Genomic DNA, 15,340 nt, shown 5'->3' on the forward strand with positions numbered 1-15,340 from the left:
ATTGAGGAAGACATCATGGCCCAAGAATTCGTACTCGAAGCATTCCTTCGTGACGACCAGGGGAAAGGTGCGAGCCGCCGCCTGCGTCGCGAAGAACGTAAAATCCCTGCCATCATCTACGGTGGCGACAAGGACGCCCGGTCCATCTCCCTGTGGCACAACGACCTGAAAAAGGCCCTGGAGAACGAGGCTTTCTTCTCCCACATCCTGACCCTGGATGTGGATGGCAAGAAGGAAAGCGTCATCCTGAAGGACCTGCAGCGTCACCCGTACAAGCCGATCCTGACCCACGCCGACTTCCTGCGCGTTGACAAGGACCACGAGATTCACGTCAACGTACCGCTGCACTTCATCAACGAAGAAAGCGCACCGACCATCAAACTGCAGGGCGGCGCGGTCAACCACCAGTTGAACGAAGTGGAAGTCATCTGTCTGCCGCAGGATCTGCCGGAGTTCATCGAAGTCGACATGATGGACATCGCGATGGACCAGACGCTGCACCTGAGCGACCTGAAACTGCCGAAGGGCGTCAAGGTTGCCGCGCTGCTGCAGGGTGAAGACCACGACCAGGCGGTTGTTTCCGTTCACCTGCCGAAAGGCACCAAGGCCGACGAAGCCGAGGAAGGTGAAGGCGAAGAAGAAGGCGGCCAGGAGTAATCCCCGCCCATGGCACAGGCCGTACGCATGGTGGTGGGTCTCGGTAATCCCGGTGCGGATTACGAGAACACCCGGCATAACGCCGGTGCCCTCTTCGTCGAGGCCCTGGCCCGCGCCGCGGGTCAGGGCCTTCGTCCTGAAAAGAAGTACCACGGGCTCTATGCCCGCATTCAGTGGCAAGGGCATGACCTGCACCTGCTGAATCCCACCACGTTCATGAACCGCAGCGGCCTGTCCGTCAAAGCCCTCGCGGACTTTTTCAAGATCCAGCCCGAAGAGATCCTCGTCGCCCACGACGAACTCGACCTGCCTCCCGGTACGGCCCGCTTCAAGCAAGGCGGCGGCCACGGTGGCCATAACGGTCTGCGGGACATCATTGCCCACCTGGGCACCAAAGACTTCCAGCGCCTGCGCATTGGCATCGGCCATCCGGGCGACAGCCGCAAGGTGACCGGTTACGTGCTCAGTCGCCTGACCAAGGCGGACACCACCCACCTGGACACCATCAGCGACGAGATCATGCGCGTGCTGCCGGACGTGCTCGATGGCAACCTGGCCAAGGCTATGAACGCCCTGCACAGCGTTCGTCCGAACGCCTGAACGGCCCCGGCCCCGGCGGGCCAGCTCCATTTCCGTATTCGGCCTTTGCATATTCGCACCGGCCTGACCACATCGGTATAATCCAGCATCAAATTTTTTCGCATCCAGCAGAGGCTTTTCATGGGTTTTAACTGCGGCATCGTCGGCCTTCCCAACGTCGGCAAATCCACCCTGTTCAACGCGCTGACCAAGGCGGGTATCGGGGCGGAGAATTTCCCCTTCTGCACCATCGAGCCGAACGCCGGCGTTGTCGGCATGCCCGACCCGCGCCTCAACAAGCTCGCGGAAATCGTCAAGCCGCAGAAGGTCATTCCAACCACCATGGAATTCGTCGACATCGCCGGCCTGGTCGCCGGGGCGTCCAAGGGCGAGGGCCTGGGCAACCAGTTCCTGGCCAACATCCGCCAGACCGACGCTATCGCCCAGGTCGTCCGCTGCTTCGAGGACGACAACGTGATCCACGTTGCCAACAAGGTGGACCCGGTAGCCGACATCGAGGTCATTAACACCGAACTGGCCCTGGCTGACCTGGAAACCGTCGAGAAAGGCATCAAGCGGGTCGAGCGCGTCGCCAAGAGCGGCGACAAGACCGCCAAGGCCCAACTGGAAATCTTCCAGACCCTGCTGCCGGTGCTGAACGAAGGCAGGCCGGTGCGCAGCATGGAGCTGGACGCCGACCAGATGGCACTGATCCGCGAGCTGTGCCTGCTGACGGTCAAGCCCACCATGTACATCGCCAACGTCAACGAGGACGGCTTCGAGAACAACCCGCACCTGGATAAGGTGCGCGCCATCGCGGCGGAGGAAAACGCCGTGGTCGTACCCATCTGCAACAAGCTGGAAGCGGAAATTGCCGAACTGGAAGACGATGAGAAGTCCATCTTCCTGGAGGAAATGGGCATGGAAGAGCCCGGCCTGGACCGCGTCATCCGCGCCGGCTACAAGCTGCTCGGCCTGCAGACCTACTTTACCGCCGGCGTCAAGGAAGTCCGCGCCTGGACCGTCCGCATCGGCGCCTCGGCCCCGCAGGCGGCCGGCGTCATCCACACCGACTTCGAGAAGGGTTTCATCCGCGCCGAAGTGGTGAGCTATGACGACTTCGTCGAGAACAACGGCGAACAGGGTGCCAAGGAGGCCGGCAAATGGCGCCTGGAAGGCAAGGACTACGTCGTCCAGGACGGTGATGTCATTCACTTCCGTTTCAACGTATAAGCCGGCAAGGGGACGTCACCGATGACTTCCCTGCCCTCTTGCTGCAGCAACCTTGGGGACGACTGGCCGTGGCGCCAGCCGTTGCCCGGGTTGCAGCTGATCTCCCTCGACTTCGATGCTGACCGGCTGCGCCCGGGCGATTTCCGGGACTGCAATATGGTCCCGCCGGCGACGGTCCAGCGGGCGGTTTCCAAACGCCAGACCGAATACCTGGCCGGCCGACTCTGCGCCCGCGAGGCCTTGCACCGGACCGCGAAGCTGGCCATCTATCCCGGCACCGGTGAAGACCGGGCCCCCCGCTGGCCACAGGGCATGGTGGGCTCGATTACCCATACCCAGGGCTGGGCCGCCGCGATCGTCGGCCATGATCGCGACTATGCCGGAGTCGGCCTTGACGCTGAAGTGGTGATGCCGGACAGCCGGGCCCGCAAGCTGGCTCACCAGATCCTGACACCGAATGAGATCACCCGATTCGCCGACGCCCTGTCCGGGACGCCCGGCGCCTGTCTCACCCGGATTTTTTCCCTCAAGGAGTGCCTGTTCAAGGCGCTCTACCCCATCACGCTGAAGCGATTCTACTTTGAGCACGCCGAGGTGCTGACCCTGGCGGACGACGGCAGGGCCCGGTTGCGGCTGCGGATGGATCTGTCGGAAGGGTGGCCGGCCGGCCGGGAACTGGATGCCCTGCTGACGCAAAGCGGGGACCGGATTCTGGGCCTGGTCGCGGTGACCGCCGCCTGAGTCCGCGCTGTTGATCCGGCGCCATCGTTATTGATAACGATTAACATTTAGCATACCATCGGACTTCCTCTACTGCCGTACCTTGCGAGAGCCCGATGTTCACACTGGATGCCGTGACCTACCGAATTCCAGGCAAGACCCTCCTCCACCCGCTCGATCTCAGGATCGACCACGGTCGCATGATCGGCCTGATCGGGCACAATGGCTCCGGCAAATCGACCCTGATCAAGTTGCTGGCACGGCAGCTGACACCCAGCGATGGGCAGATCACGCTGGAGGACACCCCGCTTGCGGACTGGCGCGATCGGGCACTGGCCCGGCAGATCGCCTACCTGCCGCAGCAGTTGCCACCGGCGGACGGCCTGACGGCGACCGACCTGGTCCGTTTCGGGCGCTATCCGTGGCATGGGGCGCTGGGCCGCTTTTCGCAGGAAGATCAGGCACAGGTGGACCGGGCGATGGCCATGACCGGCATCGAAGACTTTGCCGATCGCGCCGTGGACGCCCTGTCCGGCGGCGAGCGGCAGCGGGTCTGGCTCGCGATGCTGCTGGCGCAGAACCCCCGCTACCTGTTACTCGACGAACCCACCTCCGCGCTGGACATCGCCCATCAGGTGGAAGTCCTGTCGCTGGTGCATCAGCTCTGCAATCATCTGGATATTGGCGTGGTCGTCGTCCTCCACGACATCAACATGGCCGCCCGTTACTGCGATCACCTGATCGCCCTGCACAGCGGCAGACTGCTGGTCCAGGGAAGTGCGGACGAGCTGATGAGCAGCGATACCCTACAGGCCATCTACGGCATCCCGATGTCGGTCATGCCGCATCCGAATACCGAAGGGGATCGGATTGCCGTGGTTTATTAGCGGGTGGCTGTTGAACGGCGCGGACCGCAACACCCTGGATGGGCGATCGTCGCTCCCGAAGGCTCGAACAACCGACGCTAGCCCGCCGCCCTGGCACCTTTCGGTGGCCTATCGATATGCGGGCAGTTTTCGCAAAGATCCAGATCCGGCAGGAGGTAGCGAATGCAGCAATGCCGGCGCTGTCTTAGCGGCGACGGGCCGCACTCCCGCTTTAGGTACCGCACCGGCGCATGCATCCGGTTGCGCGAGCCATCGGGGCGGCGCTCAGTATCGATCAATGCCCGACCGTCCTTGAGCACCGGCTCCGGGACAGGCAACTGCGCCATGGCCGACACCAACCACTCGAAGTAGTTGGCCGCATTGCTCCAAAGCACGGTGCGCGAGACTTTGACATGGCGATTCATGGCCTCGATGAAGGGCGAGAAGTTGTCATCCAGAAGCGTTCCGAAACGCTCGAACGGCCCGGCTGGCGACGAACGCCAAACCTCACCTCCGTGGGGGATCCTGAAGGCAGCCGGCAGCCCCGCGTCATCCAGAACGATATCCATCGTATCCAGTCCCACCGGCAACTGGCGGTTGAGCAGCAGGTTGGCTGCCACCGTCGGCACGGTCAGCTTCAGGAAATAGGTTCGCGACCACTGGGAAACCAGCGCCCGGCGGTCGACATCCAACAACCCGGGTTCGTATTGCTCCAGCAGCCAGAGGAGGCCGTCGGGATCAGTCAGATCCCGGGCCGGAAACGACGCGCGCGGATCATCCCTGAGAACCAGGACATCACGGTAGCGGGCAAAGTCGCCCACGAACAGGGGGGCCAGCGCAGAGATCATCGGCTTGTGGCCGTTACCGGCGTAAACGACTGTCCGGCGTCAGCATAGGTAGCAGCGGTCAAAGAAACACTCCCGTGTCAGCGCCATCATAGCGGCCCGTTTGTGGGGAAAATCGAAATCCTTCTGCCGGTGGAAGCCAATCCGTTGCAGGTGATGGATCATGCGGTCGTTGTCCGAACGCGGCTCGGACACGATCATCCGGGTCCGCGGGTCGTCCAGGAACAGGTAGTGCACCAGCGCCGGCAGCCAACTGGCCACCTTGTGCGGTCCGCGATGGTGCTCCTCGCCCACCAGCATGTGAATCCCGCGGTCGTAATGGTCCGCTTCGTAGTAGGGCCCGATCCGGTCTTCCCGCGCCCAGTAGGCATCGAAGAACGCAAACGGCTCGTCGTCGAAGCACCCGATCAGTTGCAGGCAGTGGGGATCGTCCGCGAGCTTCTCCAGGTGCGCCCGATGGGTTTCCAGCGAGCCGCCCTCTTCCCAGAATTTCTCGACGCGCGGCGTATTCTGCCAGCGGTTGAAGCGCTCGAGATCCTGCTCGATATCCAGCGTCCGCAGTGAAATCCAGCTTCCCAGCCGGGCATCGAAACGACGGTACACCTCGCCCACCGGTTTGGGCGGGCGACGGGGGAAGCGCACGCCCGAGACCATCTGCATGGCCTGGGGAAAATCGGCCCCGGTCCCGCTCCGAAGCCAGGGAGACGGCAATTGCCAGAAGGCCGTACGCAGCGTCTGCCAGCCGCCATCCGCCGCCGGCATGACCAGCCCCGCATCTCGCATTGCAGGGGTCAGGGGAAGCCCCGACCACTCCAGCGACTGGCTCCCGGGGCGTGTGGCAAACAGCCAGTAACTCGCCAGCCATACGGCCTGCTGCGGATCCCGCTCGCCACACTCCATCACGTCGACACCCAGTGTTGGCGCATCGGGTCCTATACCAAACTGGATCGACGGTTGGCCGGCGACAGCGAGCGTGATGCGACGCCCTTCGGCGCTGGCCTGCAGCATGCGGCCGTCCGGTAACGGCAACGCGGCTCGATCGATAACCTCAGTCATGGGCAGCCTCCGGTATCGCGGTTTGCTCGAGGGACTCCAGGGAAACGCCTTCCGCCATGGCCACCACCACTTTCCGCGGTCCCCTGAATGGCTGCCGGGCATGGGCCGTCAGCATGTTGTCCAGCATCAGGACATCACCGGTCTGCCATGGGAAGACGATGCGGGACTCGTCCAGCACGCCCCGAATCACGTCCAGGGCCGAACTCTCCAGGGGCGTTCCATCGCCGTAGTAGACATTGCGCGGCAGGTCCGCCTCGCCGACCGTCTCCAGCAACACCTCCTGCATTTCCGGATCCAGCGCCGACACGTGGAACAGGTGCGCCTGGTTGAACCAGACCCGATCCCCGGTGCGCGGGTGGCGGGCCACCGCCTGGCAGCGCTGGGACGTCCGCAGGGTGCCGTCGTCTTTCCAGACCCAGTCGATCCGGTGTCGACGACAGTACGCCTCGACCGCGGCGGGATCGTCGCTGTTGAACACCTGCTGCCAGTCCACATCCAGACCGTTGCCATAGTTGCGCACGTAGCGCAGGCCCTTCTCCTCGAACCGTCGACGCAGGGCCGGGTCGATCCGGCGGTAGACGCGGCGGCTGTCGGCGATGGGCGTCTCGCCACCCTCGTCCGCCGCCCGGGCACAATAGAACCAGATCCGCATCGGCCACTCGGTGGTGTAGGCCTGCTCGTTATGCAGCGGGATCGAGTGGTGCGCCGGGTATTCGGTGGACGTGTAGACGCCACCACCGGTCACCTGGCTGCGCGGGGTGGAGCCAAACTCATAGCTCAGCAGGGGATGGCCAAAAGCCGCGGCAAACGCCTGGAAACCTTCGACGCCGGGATCGGCAAACCCGCTGAACAGGATGGCACCGTCCCGCTCCAGGCGACGATCCACCTGATCACGAATAACGCTGAAGGCCTGCTCCAGGCCCCGCTGGCGATCCGTCGCCTGTACGGTCAGCGGAAAGCCTTCCCGCAGGGAAAGCCCGGCCGCCTCCGCCTGTTCGATAACGGCATCCATGGCGCTTACGCTCCGGCCATGGCATCGCGCAGGCTCTTCGGGCGCATGTCCGTCCATTCCGACTCGATGTGCGCCAGGCAGGCCGCCTTGTCGCCGCTGAAGCCGACGGCCCGCCAGCCTTCGGGGATCGCCTTGTAATCCGGCCAGATGGAATACTGCTCTTCGCCGTTGATGACGACCTGGAAAATGGTGTTGTCGCTGTCAAAACTCATCATGCACCTCGTCTGACCGATCGGATTCCGGGGACTCCCGTCCCTGTCTGTTGCTTCTAAAGACGACTGGCGATCCCGAAAATTTAAGACATTCCCCGCCGCGACCGCTCCATCCGTCAGCCACCCGGGGCTCCCTGCATCTGCCGCAGCGCCTCGGCCATTTGCCGGACGATCACCGTCGCCGACCAGGGGCCCCCGTAGGACCAGTAAGGCGTATCGAGGAAGCCGTAGTCCTGCCGCCGGGCCACCGGCAGCGACCGCCAGAGTCTGGACTGGAAGAACGGGGCCTGCCGGAACCCGCCGATGAACAGCACGTTCAGGTCTGGCTGGTGAGCCACCTCATTGATTTCAATGCGCCGGTGCAGCCGGTGCGCGGCCTGCAGAGACCAGGGATTACGCCCGCCCAGCCGGTCCGCCAGACTCACCACCAGCGTTTGCTCATTGGAAACGATAAACAGGCCCTGCTGGGTCAGCGGGTAGAGAACGGCCAGGGGTTCATCGCGCAGGCCCCGGGCCTGCGCAATGCCTTTCGCCTCGTCCAGCGCGGCCTGCAACCGGTCCAGCACCCGCCCCGCCTCGGACTCCCGCCCGGTCAGTCCCGCCAGCCGCTCCAGCATCCACTCACCTTTGGTGACGGCATCCTGCGGGGCCGGCGCCAGCGACACATCCCACAGCAGCGTCGGCGCCAGCGCATCGAGTCGCTCGAACAACGCACCGTGCAGACCGGCCACACCGAGGATCAGGTCCGGTTTCAGGCTCACCAGCCGTTCCAGGCTGGGCTGCTGGGAGGAGCCCAGCGCCACCGCATCGTCCAGGTGATCGGCTCCCAGCTTCACCCAGCGCCGATAGCCCGCCAGGTTGGCCACGCCAATCGGCCGGAGCCCCAGCGACACCGCCAGTTCGGTGGACAGGTCATCCAGGGTCACAATCCTCTGTGGCTGTTCCGGCAGGTCATCCGACCGGTAGGCCACGACATCCGGACCGGCGGCCAGCGCCGTACCGTTCAACAGCGTCAGGCACAGCAGAATGATTCCCACGCAACGCATGCCTTACTCCCGACGCAGATAGGTTCGACTGAGCAGCACCAGGAACACCGGTGCCCCGATCGCCGCCGTCATGATCCCCAGCGGGATATCCAGCGGCGCCAGCAGGCGCTGCCCCAGGATGTCCGCCAGGACAAGCAGCAACGCGCCCAGCAGCGGCGTGACCACCAGCCGCTGGCGATAACCCTGGAATCCCAGCAGCCTCACGGCATGGGGGACCAGCAGACCGACGAAGGCGACGGGCCCCAGCACGCTGACGCCGGAGGCGATCATCAGGCTGGCCAGCACCAGCAACCAGAGCCGCTTGCGGGTGGAGGCCAGCCCCAGGCTGTCCGCCACCCCGTCGCCCAGCGCCAGCAGATCCATCCAGCGCCGGCCCAGCCAGGCCAGGACCAGCCCGAGTCCCAGCCAGGGCGCCAGACTGATGACATCGGTCCAGGTAGCGGCATAGCTGCTGCCCGTCATCCAGATCAGGGCCAGCACGACATTCTGGCTGTGGTAGGCAATCAACAGGCTGGTGACACTCATTGCCAGACCGGTCAGCGCGAAGCCGGTCAGGATCAGCCGCAGTGGTTCCAGGCCATGACGCAGGTTCAGCCCGACAATCAGGCACAAAGCCAGGGCCGCCCCGGCCCAGGCAAACGGCAGCCGCGCGGCGACGATCAGGTCCGGACTCACCACCAGACCGGCCAGTACCGCCAGCGCCGCCATCTGGCTGACACCCAGCACACTGGGACTGGCCAGCGGATTGCGGGTCACCGACTGCAGGATCAGCCCACTCATGGCGAACAGGGCACCGCCGCAGGCATCGACCAGCAGACGCGGCAAGCGCAGATCCACCAGTGTCCAGGCCCAGTTCTCCCCGGCCAGCAGGTCGCCCAGCCTGATGGTTGTCGCGCCGTCCAGCATGCCCAACCCCAGTGCACCCAGCAGCCCCAGCGCCAGGCCGGTCGGCCCCACGGGCCAGCGAGTACCGCCCGGCTCACCGGAAAAGACATCCGCCTGCGCCGCCGGGCCCGGGCGGGCCATCACCCGCAGCAGGAGCAGCACCGCCAACGACCCGATCATGGCGGAGAGCGTCCCCAGCGGCAGGTCGATCCAGCCCTTGAGTCCGGTGACCAGCGCGTCGGCCCCCAGCGTCAGGACCGCGCCCCACAATCCCGCCAGCGGCAGCAATCGCGACGGCCAGCGAATGCCCAGCCCATAGCGGACCAGGTTGGGCGCGACCAGGCCGATGAATCCCAGGGGGCCGGCCAGATGGATCGCCAACGCGGTCAGGATCGTCCCCACCCCGATCACGACCGCTTTCAACAGCCGCGGCGACAGGCCCAGCATGCGCATCTGGGCATCGCCCAGCACCGCCATGTTTATGGGGCGGCGCATCAGCACAATCACCAGCAGCAAGGGCGGAACCAGCCACAGGGCGGGTAGGAGTCCGCCCCAGCCCATCTGGCTCAGCGACCCCGTATCCCAGAGCGAAACCACCATCGCGGCCCGGGCGTTGAGCGTCAGGAACAGGGTAATCAGGGCGTAGAGGGCCTGGCCCACGGCCATGCCCGCCAGCACCAGACGCAATGGCGTGGTACGGCTGCCACCGGCGAGGAGGAAGGTCAGCCCGGCCGCCAGCAGGCCGCCGATAAAAATCACCGGCAACCCAAGGCTGGCCGGCAGCAATAATCCCAGGATGACCCCGAATTGCGCGCCAGCCGTGATCCCCAGCAGGTCGGGCGACACCAGCGGGTTGCGGGTGATCAGTTGCATCAGGGCACCGGCCAGGCCCAGCCCGACGCCGACGACGATCCCGGCAACCACGCGCGGCAACTGGGCCTCCCGGAACAACAGTCCATCGAGCGGGGGCCGGGCCTGCCAGGCACCCGCCAGGGCCGACAGGTCCAGATCCGGAAAGCGCAGGACCGCCTGCCAGAGCACCAGGGCCACCAGCAACAGGAGTCCGGTCACCGTGGCTAGGAGAACGGGACGTTGTGCGTGGCTTTCGGCGGCCGGGTCCGCCGTCAGAGTCCGGTTCACGGATGCTTCCTTGTTTCCTGAAACGACAAAACCCTGCAGCCGGTACCGGCGCAGAGCGCTCACAAAACCCGGGTAGCCTCGGATCGGCTCCCTCATGAAAAGGAGGCGGCGAACCGCCTCCGGACCCAACGGTGCTGCGCAGCCCCGGGGCACCCGGGGGGCACTCAGGCCCTACCAGTTGTAGGACACGGTGCCCAGCACGGTACGCTCGGCCCCCCAGTAACAACGGCCGGCGTTATTGCACTGCGCGACGTACTTGCGGTCGAACAGGTTCTTCACGCTGACCCGCGCCTGCCAGTTGTCGGTCAGGGCATACCCCAGGGCCGCATCGACCAGGGTCTCGCCATCGGTCTTGAGCGTGCCGTAATCCAGGGTATCGGGCGGGTAGGCATAGGAACTGCCCAGGTAGCGGACGCCGACACCGGTATCCAGTCCGGCCAGGGCGCCCTGGCGGAACGAGTAGTTCGCCCAGACGGAGGCCTGGTGACGTGGCACGCCGGTAACCTGCCGGTCTTCATAACGCGAACCGGCGTCGTCGGTGATCTTCGCGTCGGTGTAGCTGTAGGCGGCGGTCATGCTGAGGTTGTCCGTGATGTCGCTCCTGACCTCGACTTCCGCCCCCCGGGACTCGGTCTCGCCAATCTGGCGGTAGTCGCCCAGGTTGCTGTCATAGGTCACATCGTCTTCCTTGGTGATGTCATAGGCGGCGACCGTTACCACCGTATTCCAGCCCAGCGGCTCGTACTTCACACCCACTTCCACCTGGTCACCGGTGATCGGCTTGAAGGTCTCACCGGAATTACTGGACGTCTGCTGCACCGGGACAAACGTGGTGGCGTAGCTGACGTACGGCGACAGGCCATTGGCAAACTGGTACATCAGCCCGGTCTGCCAGGTGAACTCGTTGTCCGTTCGTTGCGTGTCGCTGTTGGCTGGCGTGCGATCGTCATATCGGCTCTTGGCCCGGTCGTAGCGGCCTCCCACCAGCGCAATCAGACCGCCGACCCTGGTCTGCAGCTGCGCGTAGCCACCGGCAAGATCCTGCTTGATCTCGTCATCCGATGCCAATGCCGAGGTCTGCGGCCTGGAGGTATACCGGGGATCAAAGATATTGATCAGTTGATACTCGCCACCGGCAATATTGCCGATATGCTGGGTCTGGGCGAACGACACCCTGTCGAAACTGGCCCCCACCAACACGGTGTTGTCGAAGGCGCCCGTGGTGACATGCCCCACGACCTGGTTATCGATGGAGTAGACACGCGACTCGTTGTCCCGGTCACGGCCGTAGGTCGCAACATAGGGGCCATAACCGTTGTCGATAAACGACCACCAGGTTTCCCGGCGATCCACCAGTGAGCGGGTGTAGCGCGCGTTCTGGCGGAAGGTCCAGGCGTCGTTGAAACGGTGTTCATACTCGTAGCCCAGCGTCCAGAATTCCCGATCGAACCTGTCCCAGTCCGGATGCCCCAGGTTGGTGTCGGTATCCAGCTCGCCCCCCGGATGATCCAGCAGCGTTCCCGCCGCCGGCAGCCCCAGTTGGATTTCAGTCTCGTCCTTCTGGTATTGGGTCAGCAGCGTCAGGGTATCCCGATCGCTCAGGTCGATGGCGAGTGACGGCGCGAAATAGATGCGGTCGTCGGGCACGCTGTCGGTCTGGGTATCCGAGTCGCGTGCCAGGAACACCAACCGGCCCCGGACGCCGCCATTGTCGGTCAGGGCACCGGAAACATCCGCCGAGACCTGCTTGCGGTCATGGGTGCCATAGCTCAGGTTCACCTCTCCCTGACGGGTCTCGGTGGGGCGTTTGCTGACCAGGTTCACCAGCCCGCCCGGGACGTTCTCGCCGTATAGGATCGAGGTGGGTCCCTTGAACACTTCCACTCGCTCCAGGCCGTAGGGTTCGGCCGATGTGGCGTAGGCGTTGGGTTGCGTGCGCAGGCCGTCGCGATAGGTGCCGTAGCCGTAGTCGCGCTGGTTCATGCCGCGGATGTAGAAAATATCCCCGGCCAGGGCATCGCCGGCCGGATAGTTGGCCGGGGAAATGCCGGGAACGTATTCCAGGATATCCCCCAGGGTCTGCGCACCCTGGTCCTCGATCTGTTTGCGGGTGACGACGGAGACCGAGCGCGGCGTCTCGGACAGTGGCGTGTCCGTCTTGGTCGCCGTCAGGCTGCGTTCGGCCTTGTAACCGACATCCGGGCCCCGCGGGCCTTCCTGTTGACCGGTCACCGTGATGGTATCCAGCTCCTGCGCATCGTCGCTGTCCTGCGCCCAGCCAGCCGCCGGGACAGCCGCGACCATGGCGGCCAGCAGACTCACGCGGAACGCCCCATGGCGTTTGTACATCCTATCCATACCTGATTTCCGTGTTGGTCCTGTGGCGCCTGGAAGCCTGGCCGAACCGTTTCCGGATCAGGCGCCCTGTTGACGTAAAGCGCGTGTGCACGCTCCCTCCCAAAAGCGCATTCACCTTAATGAAAATTAACGGTAATGTAAATGATAAATATTCGCATTAGGATGATAAGCTGGACCACTCTCCCGAATGGCCCGATTGGACAGAAGCAACGCGTGTCAGCCCCTCAGGCGGGGGCCTGCGCTGCCAGACTGAAGCGCCCCAGGAGCTCGGCCAGCGCGCCAATAAAGGCCGGTTCACGAACGATGCCCAGATGGTCCGTCTCCAGCCAGACGGATGTGGCCAACGGCTGGCCGAGTGAACGCGCCAGGATGTGCTCGGCATGGGCGTTGTTCTCCGGTGACTGCGACGCCCACCAGGCATGGACCGGAGCCCGGACCGGCCTGACGCTGTCGTGGGTCCGCGCCAGCGTGCGCATATGGCGCTCCACCGCCAGCAACTGCTGCCACTGGTCGTCGCCGACACCGTCCGGCACCGGCGCGGCGTCCGCCACCGCTCTCGCCTCACCCGCACCGGGCACGTAACCGTCGATCAGGCCGACGAACGCGACACGCTTACCGAGGCGTTCCAGCAGGCTGGCCATTTCCAGGGCCAGCGTCCCGCCCATGGACCAGCCAAGCAGGTGGTACGGGCCGGTCGGCTGCTGTTCCAGCAGGATCCGCACATAATCCCGCGCCATGGCCGCCAGCGAGGTATCGTGCCAGCCGGCATCCAGGATCTGCCGGTTCTGCAGGCCCCAGACCGTCCAGTCATCCGCCAGCTGTCGCGCCAGCGGGTAGTAGCCGACCACCGTGCCGCTCACCGGATGGGGGCAAAACAGGGTGCCGGTGGCGTCCGCCGATCCGCCCAGGCGCACCCGGGGGTCGAGGGACGCGCCATCGCTCTGGACTTTGGCCGTCACGTCCGTTGTCGCCGAGGGGGTCCGGATCAGTGTTTTCAGTGCCTCGCCCATGGCCGCCAGCAGCCGTTCCACCGTGCGGGGCCGATAGCGCTGACCGCTGTAGCGGGCATTGAGCACCAGTTGCCCCCGATGGATCTGGCCGTTGATCTCCAGTTCGCGACTGAGGGGCGACCAGGGGTGGACCAGGTCGCCGGGCGACTCATCGGCGGGCTGGAAACGATCATCGCCGAGGTGGCCGTCCACCTGGCCCAGATAGTTGAAGGCCAGCCGGGGTTCGGGCACCTGCGCCAGACGGGACCGGATCTCCGGCTCCGCCAGGTAGCGCAGGGCTCCGAAACCCAGTCCCTTGCCGGGCACGGCGGCACGGGCCTCGCGGATTCGCGCCAGGGTGCGATCTGGCTCACCGGTGGACGGCAGGCGCAACGGGTACAGGCTGGTGAACCAGCCCAGGGTGCGACTGAGATCGAGGCGGTCGTCCAGCGGTTCCCGGCCGTGGCCTTCCACCGCCACCAGCGGGTTGTCCAGATCGCCCCAGGTGCGCAGGCCCTCTGCCAACGCCGCCAGCAACAGGTCGTCCATGCCCGCGTCCCGGGCGGCCAGGGTTTCCCGCAGCAGGCGCCGGGTCTGCCCGACCGGCAACCGCCATTCCACGTGACGGGCGTCCGCCTGGACCCGGCGCCCGTCCGGGTTATCCACCGGCCAGGCCTCATCCACGCTGCCCAGGGTGGCCCAGTAGTCGACTTCCGACAGCCAGGCGCCCGAGGCTGCGTTGGCCGCCAGATGGTCCGCCCACCGCTGGTAACTGGCGCTGCGCAATCCGGGATCCGCAGGCTGGCCGGCTTCGATCTGTTGGTAGATGCGCGTCAGGTCGTCCAGCAGGATGCGCCAGGACACACCGTCTATCAGCAGGTGATGCACGCTGAGCAACAGGCGCTGCTCGCCATCCAGCAGGTTGATCAACAGGACGCCGGCCAGAGGGCCCCGCTCAAGGTCGAAACTCCGCTGGACGGCATCGCACGCCGCAGTGACGGCCCCGGCGTCCGCCAGGTCCACAACCCGCAGCAGGCGATCCGCGCTCTCGGATGGCCGATAGAACGCCTGCCAGTGGCCGGCTTGGCGGCGGAAGCCCAGGCGCAAGCTGTCGTGATGCTCGACCAGCACCTGCACCGCCTGCTGCAGGCGGCCTGCATCCAGGGGCTGCGTGACCTTGAGCAGCAGCGACTGGTTCCAGTGCGCCTCATCGCGCAGGGGCTGCTCGAAGAAATGATGCTGGATGGGCGTCAACGGCAACTCGCCTTCCACCCTCGCCGGCGCATCCGCCTCGTTCACTGCGGTTTCCAGCGCGGCCGCCATCTCCGCCAGTTGCGGTTTGAGGAACACCGTCTTGGGCGTCAGGTGCCAACCGGCCTGGCGCAGCCGGGTGATCAGCCCGAGCGACTGGATGGAATCGCCGCCCAGTTCGAAGAAGCTGTCGCCCCGGCTGATGCCCTCAATGCCGAGCACCGCCTGCCAGAGCTCCGCCAGCAGCGTTTCCCGCTCCCCTTGCGGCGCTGCCTGTTGCTCGGCGGGCGCCGTGGGTTCCGGTAAGGCGTTGCGGTCCAGTTTACCGTTGGGCAATTGCGGCAGGCGCTCAAGCGTCACGATGTGCGACGGCACCATGTACTCCGGCAACCGCTCCCGGAGCGTCGCCTTGATGCGGCGCTCATCCAGGTCCTCACCGGAAACGTAGCCCACCAGTCGCTGGCCAGCGGCGGTGTCTTTCACCACCGCCA

The 15,340-nt window shown here is 65.2% G+C and carries 13 protein-coding genes; 5 read left to right on the forward strand and 8 right to left on the reverse strand.

Annotated features, from left to right (window positions below):
• The first annotated feature begins 15 nt into the window (after window positions 1-15).
• From EZI54_RS18915 to EZI54_RS18935, 5 genes are all read left to right on the forward strand, one after another.
• A complete protein-coding gene (locus EZI54_RS18915; protein ID WP_131483444.1) occupies window positions 16-657 on the forward strand; it encodes a 50S ribosomal protein L25/general stress protein Ctc in 642 nt (213 codons plus the stop codon).
• 9 nt (window positions 658-666) lie between these two features.
• A complete protein-coding gene (gene pth, locus EZI54_RS18920; protein ID WP_131483445.1) occupies window positions 667-1,257 on the forward strand; it encodes an aminoacyl-tRNA hydrolase in 591 nt (196 codons plus the stop codon).
• Between the two features lie 120 nt (window positions 1,258-1,377).
• Window positions 1,378-2,469, forward strand: a complete 1,092-nt coding sequence (ychF, locus tag EZI54_RS18925; RefSeq protein WP_131483446.1) for a redox-regulated ATPase YchF — start codon at window positions 1,378-1,380, stop codon at window positions 2,467-2,469.
• Window positions 2,470-2,490: 21 nt separating this feature from the next.
• The gene (locus EZI54_RS18930) at window positions 2,491-3,210 is read left to right on the forward strand and encodes a 4'-phosphopantetheinyl transferase family protein (protein WP_131483447.1); all 720 of its coding nucleotides are present in this window, start codon (window positions 2,491-2,493) and stop codon (window positions 3,208-3,210) included.
• Window positions 3,211-3,305: 95 nt separating this feature from the next.
• Window positions 3,306-4,076: an ATP-binding cassette domain-containing protein gene (locus tag EZI54_RS18935; protein ID WP_131483448.1), complete on the forward strand. Its 771-nt coding sequence runs from the start codon at window positions 3,306-3,308 to the stop codon at window positions 4,074-4,076.
• A gap of 77 nt (window positions 4,077-4,153) precedes the next feature.
• On the opposite strand, the gene fhuF is transcribed toward EZI54_RS18935, so the two are convergent.
• The 8 genes from fhuF to EZI54_RS18975 form a co-directional block, all read right to left on the reverse strand.
• The gene (gene fhuF / locus EZI54_RS18940; protein ID WP_131483449.1) at window positions 4,154-4,903 is read right to left on the reverse strand and encodes a siderophore-iron reductase FhuF; all 750 of its coding nucleotides are present in this window, start codon (window positions 4,901-4,903) and stop codon (window positions 4,154-4,156) included.
• Window positions 4,904-4,942: 39 nt separating this feature from the next.
• Window positions 4,943-5,956 carry a GNAT family N-acetyltransferase gene (locus tag EZI54_RS18945; RefSeq protein ID WP_131483450.1) on the reverse strand — a complete coding sequence of 338 codons (1,014 nt, stop codon included), beginning with the start codon at window positions 5,954-5,956 and terminating at the stop codon, window positions 4,943-4,945.
• On the reverse strand, window positions 5,949-6,968 hold the full coding sequence (locus EZI54_RS18950; protein WP_131483451.1) for a TauD/TfdA family dioxygenase: 1,020 nt from the start codon (window positions 6,966-6,968) through the stop codon (window positions 5,949-5,951). The genes EZI54_RS18945 and EZI54_RS18950 overlap by 8 nt, the downstream gene beginning before the upstream one ends.
• A gap of 5 nt (window positions 6,969-6,973) precedes the next feature.
• Window positions 6,974-7,180 carry an MbtH family protein gene (locus EZI54_RS18955; protein ID WP_131483459.1) on the reverse strand — a complete coding sequence of 69 codons (207 nt, stop codon included), beginning with the start codon at window positions 7,178-7,180 and terminating at the stop codon, window positions 6,974-6,976.
• A 116-nt stretch (window positions 7,181-7,296) separates the two neighbouring features.
• Entirely contained in the window at window positions 7,297-8,226 is a 930-nt protein-coding gene (locus EZI54_RS18960) for an iron-siderophore ABC transporter substrate-binding protein (protein ID WP_131483452.1), read from the reverse strand.
• A gap of 3 nt (window positions 8,227-8,229) precedes the next feature.
• Window positions 8,230-10,251: an iron ABC transporter permease gene (locus tag EZI54_RS18965; RefSeq protein WP_242674525.1), complete on the reverse strand. Its 2,022-nt coding sequence runs from the start codon at window positions 10,249-10,251 to the stop codon at window positions 8,230-8,232.
• A 171-nt stretch (window positions 10,252-10,422) separates the two neighbouring features.
• Window positions 10,423-12,609, reverse strand: a complete 2,187-nt coding sequence (locus EZI54_RS18970) for a TonB-dependent siderophore receptor (protein ID WP_131483454.1) — start codon at window positions 12,607-12,609, stop codon at window positions 10,423-10,425.
• A 224-nt stretch (window positions 12,610-12,833) separates the two neighbouring features.
• A partial coding sequence (locus EZI54_RS18975) for an alpha/beta fold hydrolase (RefSeq protein WP_242674526.1) occupies window positions 12,834-15,340 on the reverse strand: 2,507 nt, incomplete at its 5' end.

It is taken from the genome of Marinobacter halodurans (assembly GCF_004327985.1).
GTDB lineage: Bacteria > Pseudomonadota > Gammaproteobacteria > Pseudomonadales > Oleiphilaceae > Marinobacter_A > Marinobacter_A halodurans.

What these genes read in the sequence shown, in the direction of transcription:
- EZI54_RS18915 (WP_131483444.1), top strand. Translation starts at nt 16, where the DNA reads ATGGCCCAAGAATTCGTACTCGAAGCATTCCTTCGTGACGACCAGGGG.
- pth (WP_131483445.1), top strand. Translation starts at nt 667, where the DNA reads ATGGCACAGGCCGTACGCATGGTGGTGGGTCTCGGTAATCCCGGTGCG.
- ychF (WP_131483446.1), top strand. Translation starts at nt 1,378, where the DNA reads ATGGGTTTTAACTGCGGCATCGTCGGCCTTCCCAACGTCGGCAAATCC.
- EZI54_RS18930 (WP_131483447.1), top strand. Translation starts at nt 2,491, where the DNA reads ATGACTTCCCTGCCCTCTTGCTGCAGCAACCTTGGGGACGACTGGCCG.
- EZI54_RS18935 (WP_131483448.1), top strand. Translation starts at nt 3,306, where the DNA reads ATGTTCACACTGGATGCCGTGACCTACCGAATTCCAGGCAAGACCCTC.
- fhuF (WP_131483449.1), bottom strand. Translation starts at nt 4,903, where the DNA reads ATGATCTCTGCGCTGGCCCCCCTGTTCGTGGGCGACTTTGCCCGCTAC.
- EZI54_RS18945 (WP_131483450.1), bottom strand. Translation starts at nt 5,956, where the DNA reads ATGACTGAGGTTATCGATCGAGCCGCGTTGCCGTTACCGGACGGCCGC.
- EZI54_RS18950 (WP_131483451.1), bottom strand. Translation starts at nt 6,968, where the DNA reads ATGGATGCCGTTATCGAACAGGCGGAGGCGGCCGGGCTTTCCCTGCGG.
- EZI54_RS18955 (WP_131483459.1), bottom strand. Translation starts at nt 7,180, where the DNA reads ATGAGTTTTGACAGCGACAACACCATTTTCCAGGTCGTCATCAACGGC.
- EZI54_RS18960 (WP_131483452.1), bottom strand. Translation starts at nt 8,226, where the DNA reads ATGCGTTGCGTGGGAATCATTCTGCTGTGCCTGACGCTGTTGAACGGT.
- EZI54_RS18970 (WP_131483454.1), bottom strand. Translation starts at nt 12,609, where the DNA reads ATGGATAGGATGTACAAACGCCATGGGGCGTTCCGCGTGAGTCTGCTG.